The sequence below is a fragment of the Vibrio sp. 10N.222.55.B11 genome, from assembly GCF_041473705.1.
Taxonomy (GTDB): domain Bacteria; phylum Pseudomonadota; class Gammaproteobacteria; order Enterobacterales; family Vibrionaceae; genus Vibrio; species Vibrio crassostreae_C.
Genome location: NZ_JBFRST010000037.1, coordinates 69,439 through 86,854, shown reverse-complemented (window position 1 = coordinate 86,854; position 17,416 = coordinate 69,439). Strand labels below are relative to the sequence as shown.

The following is a 17,416-nucleotide window of genomic DNA, read 5'->3' as shown; positions in this document are numbered from 1 at the left end:
TAGGGCATGGAAAAGTTAGCAAGAAAACAAGTTCAGGCTCTAACACCTTACTTGTCTGCAAGACGCATAGGCGGTACTGGTGATGTATGGCTAAACGCCAACGAATCTCCGTTTGATAACGAGTACAACCTGAACTTGTCTCGTCTTAACCGTTACAGCGAATGTCAGCCAAAAGAGCTGATTGATGCTTACGCTCAATACGCAGGCGTGAAATCAGAGCAAACTCTGACAACGCGTGGTGCTGACGAAGGTATTGAATTACTGATTCGTGCTTTCTGTGAGCCGAACGAAGACGCTATTCTTTACTGCCCACCCACTTACGGTATGTACGCAATCAGTGCAGAGACGATTGGTGTTGAGCGTAAGGTTGTGCCTCTGACTTCTGAATGGCAATTGGATCTTCCAGCTATCGAAGCTCAGCTCGACAACGTAAAAGTGGTGTTTGTTTGTAGCCCAAATAACCCAACCGGTAATTTAGTTGATCGTAAAGACATCATCAAGCTGCTTGAAATGACACAAGACAAAGCGATTGTGGTGATGGATGAAGCGTATATCGATTTTTGTCCAGAAGCGTCAACCGTTGATTTGCTTGAGCAATATCCAAACCTAGCGATTCTGCGCACCTTGTCGAAGGCCTTTGCTTTGGCGGGCTTACGTTGTGGCTTTACGCTAGCGAATAAAGAGCTTATCGATGTACTGTTGAAAGTGATCGCTCCTTATCCTGTGCCAATCCCTGTTGCTGACATTGCCGTTCAAGCTCTCTCAGAGCAAGGACTCGCGCGAGCTAAGTTCCAAGTTCTGGATTTAAGTGCTAACCGAGCGTATTTGCAGGCGGGTCTATTAGGTATGCCTCAAGTGACGGTTTTTGATGGCTGGGGTAACTACTTACTGGTGAAATTCCCGAACGGCGATGAGTTATTTAAAGCGGCTTGGGATACGGGCATTATTTTGCGTAATTCACCTATTGAAGACTGTGTTCGTATTAGTATTGGTAACCGCGAAGAGTGCGAAAAGACACTTGGATTCATTCGTAACTTTTATCAGTAATGAAAGGCTTACCAGTAATAACATTTGCCAGTTTGAGTTGATTAATTGGGCTGGCAAGTGAAACCAATATTTTGGGTTAGCGTTTGATTTTAGCTAGGCCACCAGATTTAAAATTAAAAGGAAGTTCAAGTGAGTAAACAACAGAAAATACTTTTTATAGACCGTGACGGCACCTTAATTGTTGAGCCGCCAGTTGACTTTCAAGTAGACCGTTTAGACAAGCTAAAATTCGAACCGCGAGTAATTCCTAGCCTGCTTGCTTTGCAAGATGCTGGTTACCGCTTAGTAATGGTCACTAACCAAGATGGTTTAGGTACCGATAGCTACCCACAAGAAGATTTCGATGCACCACACAATATGATGATGGAGTTCTTCGAATCTCAAGGCGTTAAGTTTGACGACGTGCTTATTTGCCCTCACTTTGACGAAGACAACTGCTCTTGCCGTAAGCCTAAACTGGGTATGGTTAAAGAGTACCTACAAGGCGGTAAAGTCGATTTCCAACACTCTGTTGTGATTGGCGACCGAATGACGGATCTTCAACTGGCAGAGAACATGGCAATCCGCGGTATTCAATATAGCCCGGATGCGGAAACTGAAGGCACGCTTAACTGGCCACAAATCGTTAAAGATCTGACGGTTAATGCGCGTATTGCTGAAGTAGTTCGTACCACTAAAGAAACAGATATCAAGGTTGCAGTAAACCTTGATGAAACCGGTGGCAACAAGATCGATACCGGCATGGGTTTCTTCGACCACATGCTTGATCAAATCGCGACACACGGTGGTTTCCAAATGAACCTGACTGTGAAAGGCGATCTGCACATCGATGATCACCACACAGTCGAAGATACCGCTCTTGCTTTAGGCCAAGCATTGAAAGATGCACTAGGCGACAAACGTGGTATTGGCCGTTTTGGTTTCAGCCTACCAATGGATGAGTGTTTGGCTCAGTGTGCGTTAGACCTTTCTGGTCGCCCATACCTGAAGTTCGATGCTAAATTCAGCCGTGAGCAAGTGGGTGATCTTTCAACCGAGATGGTGGTTCACTTCTTCCGTTCTCTAACTGACACATTGGCTTGCACGCTACACCTTTCTTCTGATGGCAATAATGATCACCACATCATTGAGAGCCTGTTCAAAGCGTTTGGCCGTACTCTTCGCCAAGCAATCAAAGTTGAAGGTAACGAGTTACCAAGCAGCAAAGGCGTTCTGTAAGGGTTCGGTATGAAAGAGCAAAAAGTCGTTATTATTGATACTGGTTGTGCCAACGTTTCATCGGTGAAGTTTGCGATTGAACGTCTGGGCTACGCAGTTGAAATTTCAAAAGAACCAGAAGTTGTTCTTGCTGCCGACAAGCTATTCCTACCCGGTGTAGGTACAGCAAGTGAGGCAATGAAGAACCTGCAAGAGCGTGACCTTGTTACCCTTGTCAAGCAAGTTGAGAAGCCTCTGCTGGGTATCTGTTTAGGTATGCAGCTGTTAGGCAAACTGTCTCAAGAGAAAGGTCAAAAGGCTGATGAGTTAGTTGAATGCCTAGGTTTGTGTGATGGCGAAGTTCGTTTACTTGAAACGGGCGACTTACCATTACCACACATGGGTTGGAACACAGTAACAGCAACGCCTAATCACCCGCTATTTAAAGACATTGAAGAAGGCGAATACTTCTACTTTGTTCATAGCTTCGCAATGCCAGTGGGCGACTACACAATCGCACAATGTGATTACGGTAATCCGTTCACTGCGGCGGTTCAAAGTGGCAATTATTATGGTGTTCAGTTCCACCCAGAGCGATCTTCGAAAGCTGGCTCTAAGCTGATTCAGAACTTCTTGGAATTGTTATAAGGATTAGGCAGCGGCTAACGTTGCCATATAAGGAATGTAAATGATTATTCCCGCGTTAGATTTAATTGAAGGCCAAGTAGTTCGCTTATTCCAAGGAGACTACGGGCAAGTAACAGAATACAAAGTAGACCCAGCAGAGCAGTTTAATCTGTACCACCAAGCTGGCGCTGGCTGGCTGCACCTTGTTGACTTAACGGGCGCAAAAGACACAACGGCTCGTCAGTTAGACTTGATTGCTAAGCTCCTTGCTAGCACGCCTGCGAACATCCAGATTGGTGGTGGCGTGCGTAACGAACAAGATGTCGTTGATCTGCTAGAAGCTGGCGCACAGCGCGTTGTGGTTGGTTCTACAGCCGTTAAGCAACCTGAGTTGGTGAAAGGTTGGATGGAGAAGTATGGCGCGGAAAAAATCGTGCTGGCTCTAGACATCAACATTGATGAAAGCGGCACACGTAAAGTGGCGATTTCAGGTTGGCAAGAAGATTCAGGTGTGACTATTGAAGCGCTGATTGAAGACTACCTCACGGTTGGCCTTAAACACGTGCTGTGTACCGATATTTCACGTGACGGCACGCTAGAAGGATCAAACGTAGAGCTCTATGTTGATCTTTGTAAGCAGTACCCACAAGTGCAATTCCAATCATCGGGCGGCATTGGCAGCCTAGCTGATATCGAAGCGCTTAAAGGCAGCGGTGTTGCGGGTGTGATTGTGGGTCGTGCGCTACTTGATGGCAAGTTTACCGCAGAGGAGGCATTTGCATGTTGGCAAAGCGAATAATCCCTTGTTTGGATGTCCGTGACGGACAAGTGGTTAAGGGCGTTCAGTTCCGTAACCACGAAATTATTGGTGACATCGTTCCGCTAGCACAACGCTATGCAGAAGAGGGCGCCGATGAATTGGTATTTTATGACATCACCGCATCAAGTGATGGCCGTGTGGTCGATAAAAGCTGGGTGAAACGCGTAGCTGAAGTGATCGATATCCCTTTCTGTGTCGCTGGTGGTATTAAATCAGCAGAAGATGCAGCGCGCATTCTTGAGTTTGGTGCGGATAAAGTGTCAATCAACTCACCGGCATTGGCTAATCCACAGCTGATTACTGACCTTGCTGATAAGTTTGGCGTTCAGTGTATCGTTGTCGGTATCGATTCATACTTCGACAAAGAAACCGGTAAATATCAGGTTTACCAATTTACAGGCGATGAAGCGCGTACTAAAGCAACCAAATGGGAAACCAAAGATTGGGTGCAGGAAGTACAGAAGCGTGGCGCAGGTGAGATTGTGTTAAACATGATGAACCAAGATGGCGTTCGTAACGGCTATGATATCGATCAGTTAAACATGGTGCGTGAAGTGTGTAATGTGCCATTGATTGCCTCTGGTGGCGCTGGTGCAATGGAGCACTTTGCTGAAGCTTATAAAAAGACCAACGTGGATGGAGCACTTGCGGCTTCGGTATTCCACAAACAAGTCATCAATATTGGTGAACTTAAACAGTATTTAAAACAACAAGATGTAGAGGTGCGACTATGAGTTTTGAACCCGTAAGCTTATCAAAAACAGAAGTAGGCGCATTGTCAGAGCGTATTAACTGGGAAAAAGTAGATGGCTTAGTGCCAGCGATTGTTCAAGATTACCAGTCAAGCCAAGTGCTAATGATGGGATACATGAACCCAGCCGCACTTGAGAAAACGGGTGAAACTGGCAATGTGACGTTTTTCTCTCGCACAAAAGAGCGTCTTTGGACGAAAGGTGAAACGTCGGGCAATGTATTGCAACTGCAAAACATCGCCTTGGACTGTGACAGCGACACCTTACTGGTTAAAGTTAATCCCATTGGTCCAACGTGCCACACAGGTACAACAACGTGTTGGGATGGAGACAAGCAAGAAGAGTCTCAGATGGTGTGGCTTCATCAGCTTGAGCAGCTATTGGCTGCCCGCAAGGACGCCGATCCTGAATCTTCTTATACTGCCAGTCTATATGCCCGTGGCACCAAGCGTATTTCGCAAAAAGTGGGCGAAGAAGGCGTTGAAGTCGCGCTTGCGGCGACGTCGGGCGATAAGGCGGAGTTAGTGTGTGAATCAGCAGATTTGATTTACCACCTAATGGTTCTTCTTCAAGACCAAGGCTTATCGATGGATGATGTGGTAAACAAGCTGAAAGAGCGTCATAAGTAAGCTCTCTTTAGATTAATAGAACCGCGTAAAAGACAGACAAAAGCCCCGCAAACAAACATGTTTACGGGGCTTTTTAGTTTTTTAATTTTCAAGATTTCAAGATTTCAAGATTTCAAGATTTCAAGATTTCAAGATTTCAAGATTTCTAAGCCCTACGTCACTTTTCTAACCTCTGACTTTGCGTCATTCCGAGGAGCCTAAGCGACATCAGGAATCTCTTCTCTTAATCTGACTTCTTAGTCGAACGAGTTACCCGCAGCACTTCTTGTATTTCTTACCACTGCCACAAATACACGGATCATTACGGCCGATTTTAAAGCTCTCAACGGTTTGATTTAAGCGTGGGTCAATTTCTGGTTGTGTAGTTTGTTCCTGCTCTGGGAAGGTACCATCAATGTAGTACCAAAGACCGTCTTCACGTATAAAGCGAGAGCGTTCTTGCATGCAGTATTGTGCGCCTTCTTCATTGAAGTAAGCTTTAAACTCAACAAAGCCTTCGTCTTGGTGCGAGCCTACCGCAGTATCGATGACTTCTAGTCCTGCCCAATCACTGTTGATAGATTCGGCAATACCTTCTCTTTGCGCTTCTGCGTTGCAGCTAGGGTGGTAAGTCGCAACAACATAGTCAACTAAACCCAACACGTGCGCTGAATAACGAGAGCGCATCAACTGTTCAGGCGTTTCAACAGCACTGTGGTGAAGGTGCGCTGATTCACAGCACTGTTGGTAAGTATTTTTGCTACCGCATGGGCATAAAGACATAGTCAGATCCTGTAAAAATGGCCTCTATTAAGAGGCCATAAGTGAATGCGTGGGAGTTTACCAAGAAACGATCTCTCACCAAAGTTTGGTTTCTGTTGAAGTTATTGAAATTATCAAAGTGTTAGCGCGAAGTTTACTATTTCAAGGCTGGAGACAATAGCTCTTGTGCCCAAGTCATTGCTTCATCGTAAGCTTGGCCTAGTTGAGCCTCACTGAGCTTGAGAAGTTTACGAATGCGCGTTGCTTCGTCCCATCGGGCTTGTTCATAAGCAATAACCATGGCCAAAATCGCACCTAACACGCCTTTACGTTGGATAAGGGCCTGTTTAATCTCATCGTCGATTGGCACTGAGTCCAGTACTTGCTTCAACGGTTGGTCAAACAGTGAATCCAGTAGCGAGAACATACCGGTCAAAAAGGCTTGTCCTGGCTCAACCTTCACATTCATCTTCTCGACTAAGAGCTCACATTGACGCGCGCGTAATACCGCCAAACCGTAGAGTGAGTCCGGCTTGTCTTCTTTCGCTGATGCGATCGCCACAAGTGAAACGAACTTACGCAGCTTTTGTTCACCAAGGTAAATAAGCGCTTGGCGGAATGAACGAATCGTTGTTGGTGAACCGCCAGCGGAGTTTACGTAGGTAAGTAGCTTATACGACATGGTCACATCGAGCGTAATCAAACGCTCTACTTCACCAAAGTCGATAGGGTCGTGCGCAATCTCTTTTAACAGCTGAACGGTCGTCAGGAATGCCGGGTTGAGCGCACGCGTTTGGATCATCTCTGGCTTGCTAAAGAAATAACCTTGAAAGTAGGTGAAGCCTGCTTTTTTCGCTTCTTGGTATTCTTCGTACGTTTCTACTTTCTCAGCAAGGAACTTGATATCTAGCCCTTTGAGAGAGTTCATAAACATCGCTGCTTTGGCAATTGGCGTCAAACGGATATCGAACTTGATAATTGAAACGTAGGGTAAGAAGCGCTTCCAAGCTTTACTTGGCACAAAGTCGTCTAGCGCAATGGTATAACCCGCGTCAAAGATGGTTTTGATTGCTTCAAGTAATTCGTCTGTTGGTTCGCAGTCTTCAAGAACCTCAACAACGAGGCTTTCTTTGGGGAACAGAGTAGGGACTAAGTTGATTAGGCTTGCATATGGGAAGTTCACGAACCCAAGCTTATCACCCAACGTATTATAGTGGGTCGATAAGAAGTGATCGGAAAGCAAACGGCTAGTAGCGAGCTCCGGCTCTACTTCAGGGAAAGTGTTCTTAGGACCATCCCTGAATAGCAACTCGTAACCTATGGTTTTCTTGCCTGTGTCGAGTATTGGTTGACGCGCTACGTATGAATATTTCAACTTGGTACTGTGTTCGGTTTATTTCTGGTAGAGAGATAATAGCTAATTCACTAGAAATTACCATACACTTTCTAAGAAAGTCTGACCGACAATAATAATCAAAGTGAAAGTTTAAGCGTTATGTTAAAAGCTATTGCTAAACGCTCGATTCTGTAGTTCAAAACTTTGCGGCGTGAACACCAGCACTGAGCCTTGCGTATACCAATCGCCAAGTACGATACGGGTTTTAGTGCAATTGTTAGCATTAAATGTATGGATGTCTGGGCGGTGAGTATGGCCGTGGATCATCAGATCGACATTGTTTCGTTCCATCACATCTTCGACTTCTTGCTGTGTCACATCCATGATGTCGAGAGACTTGGTCTGCTTGTCATCTTTGATATCTGATTGAACCTTTGAAACAATTTTCTTCTTGATGAAAAATGGAATTCGGTTGAAGACCCATTGTAACCATGGCTGATGCACTTTTTCGCGAAAGGCGAGGTACTTTACATCTTCAGTACATAGGGTATCTCCATGCAATACTACCGCTTTTTGCCCGTAGATATCGATCGTAGAAACTTCGTCGAGAAGTTGTACGCCCGTTTGCTTAGCAAATTTTTTGCCGACTAAGAAGTCGCGGTTCCCTTGAGTAAAGTAACAAGGCACGCCTGTTTTCACTAAGTCGATAAACGCTTGGCGGATAGAAGTCGCGAATTCACTCTTATCATCGTCACCAATCCAGAATTCGAAAAGGTCACCTAATACGTAAAGTGCATCCGCTTCTACGGCTTCTTTCTTCATAAAGGCTAAGAAGCAGTCTGTGATGTCTTCTCGTGACGGAGAAAGGTGCAGATCTGATATAAAATATGTTTTCATAGGTCTAAAAAAAGGGAGCGATTCGCTCCCTATATCCTGATTTTATCGGCTCATCAATACTAACCGAAAGCGATGAATTAAGCTTCGATTGTAGTACCAGTGATGATCACTTCTTCTAGAGGTACATCTTGGTGCATACCCATAGAACCAGTGCTAACACCTTTAATCTTGTTTACGATGTCCATGCCTTCAACAACTTCTGCGAATACACAGTAGCCCCAACCGTCTAGGCTTTCGCTACGGAAGTTTAGGAAAGAGTTGTCGTTAACGTTGATGAAGAACTGAGAGCTCGCTGAATGCGGTTCCATAGTACGAGCCATTGCTAGCGTACCAACTTTGTTCGCTAGACCGTTGTTTGCTTCGTTCTTGATCGTTGCACGAGTTGCCTTTTCTTTAAGGCCAGAAGTCATGCCGCCGCCTTGAATCATGAAACCATCGATAACACGGTGGAATAGTGTGTTGTCGTAGAAACCGTCACGGCAATACTGTAGAAAGTTTGCGCTTGTTTCTGGTGCTTTTTCTTCGTTAAGTTGAACTTTGATATCACCAAAATTTGTGTGAAGGATGATCATGATTGTTACCTTACTGTCTTTTTAATATGAAGTTCGAATTCTAGCGCATGTTGGCAGACTTTCAAATCACCAAATCATTAACTTAACTCGGATGTTTGAGGTAATTCCTGCTTTTAGGGATTACCTATTAAGGTATGACTTGTTATACTGCGAGCTTATTTTGATTAATCCATAAAATAGATAGAGATCATGCTGAAGATATATAACACGCTCACAAGACAGAAAGAGGAATTCAAACCAATTACAGCTGGCAAAGTCGGCATGTATGTCTGTGGGGTAACCATATACGATCTCTGTCATATTGGTCATGGTCGTACGTTCGTTTCTTTCGACGTAGTAACTCGTTACCTTCGTTACCTTGGTTACGATTTGAATTTCGTTCGTAACATCACAGATATCGATGACAAAATCATCAAACGCGCTAACGAAAACGGTGAGTCTTGTGACTCTCTGACTGAGCGTTTAATCGGTGAGATGCACGCTGACTTTGATGCATTGAACATGAAGCGTCCAGATGTTGAGCCTCGTGCGACAGAATACATCACTGAAATCATCGAGCTTGTTGAAAAGCTGATTGAACGTGGTTTCGCATACGTTGCAAGCAACGGCGACGTGATGTTTGAAGTAAAGAAATTCGACGAATACGGTAAGCTTTCAAAGCAAGACCTTGATCAGCTTCAAGCGGGTGCTCGCGTTGATGTTGAATCTGCAAAACGCAGCCCACTAGACTTCGTTCTTTGGAAGATGTCTAAGCCAGGTGAACCTACATGGGAATCGCCATGGGGCCTGGGTCGTCCAGGTTGGCACATCGAATGTTCAGCAATGAACTCGTCTATTCTTGGTAACCACTTCGATATCCACGGTGGTGGTTCAGATCTGCAGTTCCCTCACCACGAAAACGAAATCGCACAGTCTTGCTGCGCGCACGGCACTCAGTATGTAAATACTTGGATGCACAGTGGTATGGTGATGGTAGACAAAGAGAAGATGTCTAAGTCACTAGGTAACTTCTTCACTATCCGTGACGTGCTAGCACATTACGATGCTGAAACGGTACGTTACTTCCTAATGTCTGGTCACTACCGTAGCCAGCTAAACTACAGCGAAGATAACCTAAACCAAGCTCGCGCATCACTAGAGCGTCTATACACGTCACTTCGTGGCCTAGACCTTACAGCCGCTCCTGCCGGTGGCGAAGAGTACGTGACTCGATTCTCTACAGCGATGAACGATGATTTCAACACACCTGAAGCTTATTCAGTACTGTTTGAAATGGCTCGTGAAATCAACCGTATCAAGCCTGAAAGCATTGAAAAAGCAAGCGGACTGGGTGCATTGATGCGTGAACTAGCAGACATCATCGGTATTCTTCACCAAGAGCCAGAAGCCTTCCTACAAGGTGATGCGGCAGGTAACGACGACGAAGTGGCTGAAATTGAAGCGTTGATCAAACTGCGTAACGACTCTCGTGCTTCAAAGGATTGGGCAAATGCCGACCTTGCACGTGATAAGCTAAACGAGTTGGGTATTGTTCTGGAAGATGGCCCAGAAGGTACGACTTGGCGTCGTAAGTAAATCTTATAAAAAGGGCTGATTTTCAGCCCTTTTTTCTAGCACGAATTCTCTATTTTCACCTTTTCTATCTTCAACTTTTAATTAACAGGAATATTTCTGTGGCTCAGATGTATTTTTATTACTCGGCAATGAATGCGGGTAAATCAACAACGCTTCTTCAATCTTCATTCAACTACCAAGAACGTGGCATGACGCCAGTGATCTTTACGGCAGCTTTGGACGATCGCTATGGTATCGGTAAAGTGAGCTCACGAATTGGTCTGCAATCTGAAGCTCAGCTGTTTAAAAATGACACCAACATGTTTGATGCGATCAAAAAGCTCAATGAGGAAGAAAAGCGTCATTGTGTTTTGATCGATGAGTGCCAATTTTTATCGAAGGAGCAGGTGTACCAATTAACAGAAGTGGTTGATAAGCTGCACATCCCTGTACTTTGTTACGGCCTACGTACCGATTTCCTGGGTGAACTGTTTGAAGGTAGCCGTTACTTACTGTCTTGGGCAGATAAACTTGTTGAGCTTAAAACAATTTGTCACTGTGGCCGTAAAGCGAACATGGTAATTCGTACCGACGAGCACGGTGTGGCGATTGCTGAGGGCGACCAAGTGGCTATTGGCGGTAACGACAAATACGTTTCTGTTTGCCGTCTGCACTACAAAGAAGCGTTAGGTAAATAAGCAGCTCTATTTGCTAACGCGAAAGAACGAAAAACGGTGACCAAGTGTCACCGTTTTTGTTTATTGGGCCTGTGTTTTGCTTTCTTCCAAGCCGAGCTTTTACTTTGTTCAAAGTCTAACTTTTGCTTATTCGAAACCGAGCTTCTTCAATGCTTGATAGGCGTGGTCAACGTCGTCGGGGATCGGCATCTCAATCTGAAAGCCTTTCTCTGGGTAGGATTTGATTCGCTCGTAATCAGCAATTAATGCGCCTAACACCATATCTAACGGCAACTCTTCGTTAAAGTAATCATCCCAAGTTTGCCATCGCGACGTCACGGTAATCTCGGAAGTTTCGTCAGGCCATTGTTTACTGAAGGTTGCGTAGGTACGTTTCTCCATGAAGGGCTTCTGAACTAAGGTTAGCCTCTTCGGCGATAACCCTTTTTCTGTCAGCAACTCATGAGTGAATCGTACATTTTCCCCAGTATTTGTTGCGTGTTTCTCTATGATAATGTCAGAGTCAGGCACGCCACAATCTCGTGCGATAGAAGCGAATGTTTCTGCTTCTGAGCGTTCAAAGCTTCTTTCGGTAAAGCGCCCCACACCGCCAGAAAAAACGATGTAAGGCGCGATCTGTTGGTGATAAAGCTCGGCTGCATATTCAGCTACGCGAGTATCGTTGCTACACAATACAAAGATACAGTCGGAAGGCGTAACCTTGTGACCCATCGACATAAAGTTCCAAAGGGTGTCGACTGAGCGATGCAGTTTTATGTTGGGATTTTTGTTAGCAATAGATTGTTCAGTCATGAAGTGCGTCCAGTGTGGATTCGAATTTAAATGAATAACCTAAGTCGAGAATCTTCTTCGAAGAGATTAACTTGTCTGGGGTATCAACAACAGCGGGCAGAGGCTCACTGCTGTTGGCGCTTTTCAGTGCCGCGGCATAAAACTCCGCCTTACTGACTGTATTTGGTGTGGTCACGTTAACTATTTCATTGTGCAGTTGACTGATAGCGAAATCGACAGCACCAATTGCATCATCAAGGTGCAGCATGTTGGCTGGAGCTTGAGTGCTGACTTGTTTTAACTTGCTTGCGAAGCGTGATGGGTGACGGCTTGGGCCGATTAAGCCACTAAAGCGAAGAATGGTGTAGTCGATACCGGAATCAATCACTGACTGTTCAGCTTGCAGCATGATTCGTGCGTTATCGGAAAATAAAGACGCGTGCTCGTTATCTGAGGTCGAAAGGGGGAGTGATGCATCCAGCTCGTTCAGCACACCCGGCTTAGTTGGGTATACCGTAGTTGAACTAACCATAATGAGCTTTTTAATGTTGGCCTTTTGGCATGCATTGGTGAGTTGCTGCCAGTAGTCGGCATACTCTTGTCCTGCTCCTTTTCTAAAGCCAGGAGGGAAGCTGCCAATCACAATTTCAGTGTTGTTTTCGAGTAACAATGAATAGAGTCGCCCGATAGTCTGTTGTGGATCGGATGAATCAAAGCTAAACACTTCACATGGAATTTGTTCGCTACCAATGGCATCTGCTCCCGCTTGGGTCGTTTTCGTGACCACTACTCGGTTACCATGTTTTTCTAAATGTTCAGATAAAGGTGCACCTACCCATCCTGCACCGACAATAAATATAGAAGCCATGTGTTCCTCACAACTGCAAATGACGAATTTACAATAAGCCTAACAAAGCTTTGCCCAAAAATGAAAAAACTCCACGGCCGAAGCAAGTGGAGTTTTTACTAGAACAATGGAGCTTTAGTTTAGTACGCGAAGAAGCTTGTCTGCGCGCTCTGCCATCTCGATACCTTCATCTGTTAGGTAACCGCCGTCTGGCTGAGTACAAAGGTTTTTTTCGAATAGGCGCTTAACAGCGTCTTGAGTTTCTTGAGCAGCCTCTTGATGGACTTTAATTCCAGTAGCTGCACTACTTACATCAAATTGAAGAAGGAGGTTTAAATCAGCAATGTTTTCAGCGTTGTACTTCATAATTAACCTATATATTCATAACGTTCTCTACCTTCACCTTAGTGCGCATTCACGGCTCAGGCAATAGCAAATAAAGAGAATTGATAAGTGATACCAAATTGATTGATTAATCATCGAGTGATGAGTTTATTTTGGTTATATTGGGTGATTTGCACCCACTTAAATCATCAGTGATGTTTATTGCTAAGTGGTTGTAATATATTGTGACTAGAAATAATTTGCATTGAGCGAATATTGTATAAAAAGGATATGCATAAGTGAGAGCGAACAAAGTAGCATTAACGATCAGTATGCTATTTGCTATCTCAGGTTGTCAAAGCACACCCTCAGAGCAGACAGACGCGAACCAAACCACAAACAACAATAATGAATCGACAATAGAGGTCCGTTCATTTCAGTCTGTCCAAAGCGTTTACTCCGAATGGGAAGTTAAGCTTGAAGACCATGCTCAATTGTCTCTCTATGCACCAGAGAATTACAATGAACTATTAGACGCATGGGATGATGCTGAAAGCATTTATGCGGACTTACTTAAAGACGAAACTCGGATAACCAAGAGTTACTCCATTTTTTCGAGCCTAACTTACGCTGAAGCCTTCGATGAAAAAATCGCTTTGATCAAATCAAACTATGACTCGATCTTAGTGTTAAAGAAGAAGGCTGATCGAGTACTCGCGGATTCGATTGTCCAAATGGATTACCTGAAGTTTCTTGGCGCAGATACCATGTTTACCTCGAGCTACAAACGTTTGTATTCAGAATACAGCGAGTTGTTCGAGTATGTGCTGGTCGATGAGCTTGAAGACGCTCAAGAAGCGCAGGTGGAATTTCTTAACAATGCTCGCTTACTAGAAGTTAAAGTGGCGCATAAGAAATACATCGAACCTTTGAAGAACGAATTAGAGTTCTTGGAAGATGAAGATTTCGATGACGTTGTTCCACTGACGTTTGCTAAAGCGGCATCTCAAATTGCTTTGGCAGAAAGCCAAGTGAAAGCCAGTCCCCGTGAAAAGTCTATCATTGAAGACGCAGTTCACGCTGCGGAGTTCGAATTAAACCACGTACGCAGTGTTGCTCATGAAGTCAAAGTGCTGGCGAGCGTAAAAGGCGACCAGTTCGAACAGTCGGTTTTGAATGCAGAGAACCAGTTATTGAGCATTTCACGAGTGGTTAATGATGAAGATCACCGTGATGTTGTATTGCGTCTTCAGTCTCAAAAAATTGTAGCGAGTGTTAAAGCGCTGAAAGGCTCAGACATGACGGCGTCATTAAAGTCAGAGATTAAAACTTTGACTGAGCAATTAGCTAAGCTGGAGTCTGAAAACCAGAAGCAAGCGCAGCAACTGTCTGAAGCAACCAAGCACAGTGAGTTGCTCGGTGAGCAGATTACCAAGAGTGATGCTCACATTAAAAGCTTAGAAGAGTTAGTGGATAGTTTGAAAAGCTTAGGTGGCAAAGTGGCCAACGAAAGTGACTCTGATGTGATGTCCCCAGCTGTTGAATCTACTCTAGAGGATTCAACCCTAGAACAATCATCAGAAGAAGTGATTGAACCTTCGGTTTAGCATCACTAATTTCTTTATTTGTGATTGAGTTAAAAGCGCCTTAGGGCGCTTTTTTACGTTCTGTTGATCTATGTCAAAATCTAGAAATAAAAGCGCTCTGTGAGCCATTTTAGTGTACGTTATTCTTTGATTTTTAACGTAACTTGTTGATATTTATAGATGTGTTATTTTCTATGCTGATAACTAATCATTCAGCAGAGTTTTCTTTTTACTACTAAAGTTGTATGAATTTGGAATAACTCGGACTATTTGCTTTCAACAAGGCTGTGAGAGCTATTTTGTGCCTAAAATAGCTCTTGAATTCAGAAATGAAAGAGAGGATTATCGCGCTCCCGACGACATGTTTCAAAATGTAAATCATCATGAATCTAAACCAATTTGACTCATTATTACCGCCACAAATGGCTGAGCGCGCTGCAGATATTGGCGTAGGTAAAGCAACCAAAGATCCAATCAAATCTTTTCTCCTAGCGATTTCCGCTGGCATACATATCGGTATTGCGTTTGTGTTTTACACCATCGTAACGACTGGTGCTGGTGATTTGCCGTGGGGTATTACTCGCTTATTAGGTGGCCTTGCATTTAGCTTGGGCCTAATCCTCGTTGTTGTTACTGGCGGTGAACTATTTACCAGTTCGGTGCTCACTCTTGTTGCTCGTGCAAGTGGCAAGATTAGCTGGGGAACCCTAGTAAAGAACTGGGCGACCGTTTATATCGGTAACCTTATTGGTGCTTTATTGCTAGTGGCATGCATGCTTCTGACTAAACAGTACATGTTCGACCATGGGCAAGTGGGTTTGAATGCCATGGCCATCTCTCAGCACAAAATGCACCATGGTTTTATCCAAGCTATCGCGCTTGGCATCATGTGTAACGTATTGGTTTGTATCGCGGTATGGATGACGTTTAGTGGACGAACACTGACTGACAAAATTGCAGTACTGATTTTACCTGTCGCGATGTTTGTATCATCGGGCTTTGAGCACTGTATTGCGAATATGTTCCAAGTTCCTTTAGCTATCGGTATCAAAACATTTGCTCCAACTGAATTCTGGACAATGACAGGGGCTAATCCAGCAGACTATGTTGACCTAAACATGATGGACTTTCTGATGAACAACTTGCTGCCCGTTACTATCGGTAACATCATCGGCGGCGGTATCTTTGTTGGCATGTGGTATTGGTTGATTTATTTACGCGATTAATAAAGATGGCGGATCAACAAAGCTTGTGTGACTAGCTCAGTGACAAGATTAGTTAAAGCTCAGAGTGGAAACATTGAACTGACTTATGACATTTACAAGACGGCCTGCATTGCAGGCCGTTTTTTATTTGTGGAAAACTTACTCGTTGAATTCTTAAATTATCATTTGAACGCTTAACAACGCAGTTCTGCACGTGTGTATATGTCTTTGAAATCACCCAAGGATCAATGGCAATGATCTTTGCGCGAGCCGAAATGGACAAAAAAGGATCTATATTGATTTGGTTATCCACAATTTCTGTGGATAACCTGTATCAAATTCAGTGAGTAACCAGATCTAAGTGGAGTAGGGAGGTTATTTCGAAGGCTGTATTTGAGCGAGAACTCGCCCTTCTTTGGTCAGAGATGTCTTCAATGAGAGGTGAAGTACAAGGGCTAGAGAGCAGCTCATCATCACGAAAATCGCCAGCATGATCATCAGTTGATACTTAATTGCGATCATTGGTGAAGCTCCCCCGAGAATTTGACCTGTCATCATCCCCGGTAGCGTTACTAAGCCTGTGGTTGCCATTGAGGCCATAATAGGAGACATCGCTTTCTGTATAGCATTACGCACAAAAGGCGCTGCAGCATAAGTAGGAGACGCGCCTAACGCGATTGCTGCTTCATATTCTGATTTCTGTGTTTCAAAAGCACCAAACAGGTTCTGCAATGCCACTATATTACTGCTTAAGCTATTACCCAATAACATCCCTGCGATCGGGATAAGGTACTGAGCGTTAAAAACCGGTGTTGGTTTAATGATAAATAAGCAGATGAACAAGACAATGGGTACACAGGTTACCGCTAGGCTCACAGCGACAGGCACTAACAAGAGGTTTCGGGGTAACTTGGACTTTTCAACAATCGAGCTTGCCCCAACGATAATCATCGTAAATAACCACAGTAAATTGACCCACAAGCTATTCAAAGTGAACAGGTATTCTAGGTAGAGGCCAACCAGAAATAGCTGAACAGTCATGCGAATGATGCTGATAGAAGCCTCTTTTCCAAGGCCAAGTTTTAGCTTGTGGTTGATTACAATTGGTAGCAAGAGAAGTGAACTGAAAAACAATAATTGCCACCAAGATATATCAATAACGTCTTGCATAATGCTTCCTTTTAATAAGGCTTCTATCATATCTGAAAGTGCCAAATGATGCATTTCAGAGTCATACCTGTCGAACTCAAAAAAGGCTCAATTATTTAACATTCAAAGTACAAAATAATGGTTATTTGAGGGTTTTTTGGCTACTACTTAGTAGGTAAAACGTTAAGATTTGTTACAATACGGTTACGTAAATGTTGGAATTTAACATTTGTGAAATATACTTAATTCTTCACATTTGTTAATACTTTTTAATAACTTTGTTTAACTAAAAACAACTTTGGATGAGCTCAAAAAAGTATTGATTAGCAAGGGTTATAACGGGAGATTTGATTGAACCCTACTTTGAGTATGGTCTAAAATTTGTCGTTAGATACTTAAGAACTTTAGCCCCATAGAATGGGTTACTCGAAATTACTAAATACAAAATAGGCAAAATGTATGAGTGATGTTAATAAAATTGAAACTAGCGAAAAACATTCGCTGGAGTGGAAGTCTTTCCTCTTCATCGCGGTGGTTCTCTTCCCAATATTAAGTGTGGCTTTTGTAGGCGGTTACGGCTTCCTAGTTTGGGCACTGCAAGTGTTTGTATTCGGACCTCCTGGTGCTCACGGCGGCATGTAATGCCCTCTAAGTAACAACATTT

At 43.9% G+C, this 17,416-nt stretch carries 19 protein-coding genes; 11 read left to right on the top strand and 8 right to left on the bottom strand.

What is annotated here, in order from left to right; translation table 11 throughout:
* Positions 1-6: 6 nt before the first annotated feature.
* From hisC to hisIE, 6 genes are all read left to right on the top strand, one after another.
* Positions 7-1,047, top strand: a complete 1,041-nt coding sequence (gene hisC / locus AB4503_RS13140) for a histidinol-phosphate transaminase (RefSeq protein ID WP_017060266.1) — start codon at positions 7-9, stop codon at positions 1,045-1,047.
* Between the two features lie 129 nt (positions 1,048-1,176).
* The gene (gene hisB / locus AB4503_RS13135; protein ID WP_017067390.1) at positions 1,177-2,265 is read left to right on the top strand and encodes a bifunctional histidinol-phosphatase/imidazoleglycerol-phosphate dehydratase HisB; all 1,089 of its coding nucleotides are present in this window, start codon (positions 1,177-1,179) and stop codon (positions 2,263-2,265) included.
* Between the two features lie 9 nt (positions 2,266-2,274).
* Positions 2,275-2,892: an imidazole glycerol phosphate synthase subunit HisH gene (gene hisH, locus AB4503_RS13130; RefSeq protein WP_372115003.1), complete on the top strand. Its 618-nt coding sequence runs from the start codon at positions 2,275-2,277 to the stop codon at positions 2,890-2,892.
* A 40-nt stretch (positions 2,893-2,932) separates the two neighbouring features.
* On the top strand, positions 2,933-3,670 hold the full coding sequence (gene hisA, locus AB4503_RS13125; RefSeq protein ID WP_012604374.1) for a 1-(5-phosphoribosyl)-5-[(5-phosphoribosylamino)methylideneamino]imidazole-4-carboxamide isomerase: 738 nt from the start codon (positions 2,933-2,935) through the stop codon (positions 3,668-3,670).
* Positions 3,652-4,425, top strand: coding sequence for an imidazole glycerol phosphate synthase subunit HisF (gene hisF, locus AB4503_RS13120; protein WP_017060270.1), 774 nt, complete (start codon positions 3,652-3,654; stop codon positions 4,423-4,425). The genes hisA and hisF overlap by 19 nt, the downstream gene beginning before the upstream one ends.
* Entirely contained in the window at positions 4,422-5,072 is a 651-nt protein-coding gene (gene hisIE, locus AB4503_RS13115) for a bifunctional phosphoribosyl-AMP cyclohydrolase/phosphoribosyl-ATP diphosphatase HisIE (protein WP_017060271.1), read from the top strand. The genes hisF and hisIE overlap by 4 nt, the downstream gene beginning before the upstream one ends.
* Before the next feature lie 249 nt (positions 5,073-5,321).
* Here hisIE and AB4503_RS13110 read toward each other — a convergent pair whose 3' ends face one another.
* The 4 genes from AB4503_RS13110 to AB4503_RS13095 all read right to left on the bottom strand — a co-directional run bounded on the left by AB4503_RS13110 (position 5,322) and on the right by AB4503_RS13095 (position 8,618).
* Positions 5,322-5,834, bottom strand: coding sequence for a YchJ family protein (locus AB4503_RS13110; RefSeq protein ID WP_017060272.1), 513 nt, complete (start codon positions 5,832-5,834; stop codon positions 5,322-5,324).
* A gap of 136 nt (positions 5,835-5,970) precedes the next feature.
* Complete coding sequence (locus tag AB4503_RS13105; RefSeq protein WP_372106195.1) at positions 5,971-7,188, bottom strand: EAL and HDOD domain-containing protein; 1,218 nt, start codon at positions 7,186-7,188, stop codon at positions 5,971-5,973.
* 123 nt (positions 7,189-7,311) lie between these two features.
* Positions 7,312-8,046, bottom strand: a complete 735-nt coding sequence (gene lpxH / locus AB4503_RS13100; protein WP_017067392.1) for a UDP-2,3-diacylglucosamine diphosphatase — start codon at positions 8,044-8,046, stop codon at positions 7,312-7,314.
* Positions 8,047-8,123: 77 nt separating this feature from the next.
* A complete protein-coding gene (locus AB4503_RS13095) occupies positions 8,124-8,618 on the bottom strand; it encodes a peptidylprolyl isomerase (protein ID WP_017060275.1) in 495 nt (164 codons plus the stop codon).
* Between the two features lie 189 nt (positions 8,619-8,807).
* Between AB4503_RS13095 and cysS the strand changes: the two genes are divergently transcribed.
* Together cysS and AB4503_RS13085 are read left to right on the top strand one after the other, a co-directional pair.
* The gene (cysS, locus tag AB4503_RS13090; RefSeq protein WP_372114999.1) at positions 8,808-10,193 is read left to right on the top strand and encodes a cysteine--tRNA ligase; all 1,386 of its coding nucleotides are present in this window, start codon (positions 8,808-8,810) and stop codon (positions 10,191-10,193) included.
* A 98-nt stretch (positions 10,194-10,291) separates the two neighbouring features.
* The gene (locus AB4503_RS13085) at positions 10,292-10,870 is read left to right on the top strand and encodes a thymidine kinase (protein ID WP_017060277.1); all 579 of its coding nucleotides are present in this window, start codon (positions 10,292-10,294) and stop codon (positions 10,868-10,870) included.
* Positions 10,871-10,996: 126 nt separating this feature from the next.
* Here AB4503_RS13085 and AB4503_RS13080 read toward each other — a convergent pair whose 3' ends face one another.
* From AB4503_RS13080 to AB4503_RS13070, 3 genes are all read right to left on the bottom strand, one after another.
* On the bottom strand, positions 10,997-11,662 hold the full coding sequence (locus AB4503_RS13080) for a YdcF family protein (protein WP_032545711.1): 666 nt from the start codon (positions 11,660-11,662) through the stop codon (positions 10,997-10,999).
* The gene (locus AB4503_RS13075; RefSeq protein ID WP_017060279.1) at positions 11,655-12,509 is read right to left on the bottom strand and encodes an NAD(P)H-binding protein; all 855 of its coding nucleotides are present in this window, start codon (positions 12,507-12,509) and stop codon (positions 11,655-11,657) included. The genes AB4503_RS13080 and AB4503_RS13075 overlap by 8 nt, the downstream gene beginning before the upstream one ends.
* Before the next feature lie 114 nt (positions 12,510-12,623).
* Positions 12,624-12,854, bottom strand: coding sequence for a TIGR02647 family protein (locus AB4503_RS13070; protein ID WP_372106198.1), 231 nt, complete (start codon positions 12,852-12,854; stop codon positions 12,624-12,626).
* Positions 12,855-13,111: 257 nt separating this feature from the next.
* On the opposite strand from AB4503_RS13070, the gene AB4503_RS13065 reads away from it, so the two are divergent.
* Complete coding sequence (locus tag AB4503_RS13065; protein WP_017065323.1) at positions 13,112-14,419, top strand: ATPase; 1,308 nt, start codon at positions 13,112-13,114, stop codon at positions 14,417-14,419.
* Positions 14,420-14,781: 362 nt separating this feature from the next.
* Complete coding sequence (gene focA, locus AB4503_RS13060) at positions 14,782-15,624, top strand: formate transporter FocA (RefSeq protein WP_372106200.1); 843 nt, start codon at positions 14,782-14,784, stop codon at positions 15,622-15,624.
* Between the two features lie 354 nt (positions 15,625-15,978).
* On the opposite strand, the gene AB4503_RS13055 is transcribed toward focA, so the two are convergent.
* Positions 15,979-16,773: an ABC transporter permease gene (locus tag AB4503_RS13055; protein WP_171732184.1), complete on the bottom strand. Its 795-nt coding sequence runs from the start codon at positions 16,771-16,773 to the stop codon at positions 15,979-15,981.
* Positions 16,774-17,211: 438 nt separating this feature from the next.
* On the opposite strand from AB4503_RS13055, the gene torE reads away from it, so the two are divergent.
* Positions 17,212-17,394 carry a trimethylamine N-oxide reductase system protein TorE gene (gene torE / locus AB4503_RS13050; protein ID WP_017060298.1) on the top strand — a complete coding sequence of 61 codons (183 nt, stop codon included), beginning with the start codon at positions 17,212-17,214 and terminating at the stop codon, positions 17,392-17,394.
* Positions 17,395-17,416 lie beyond the last annotated feature (22 nt).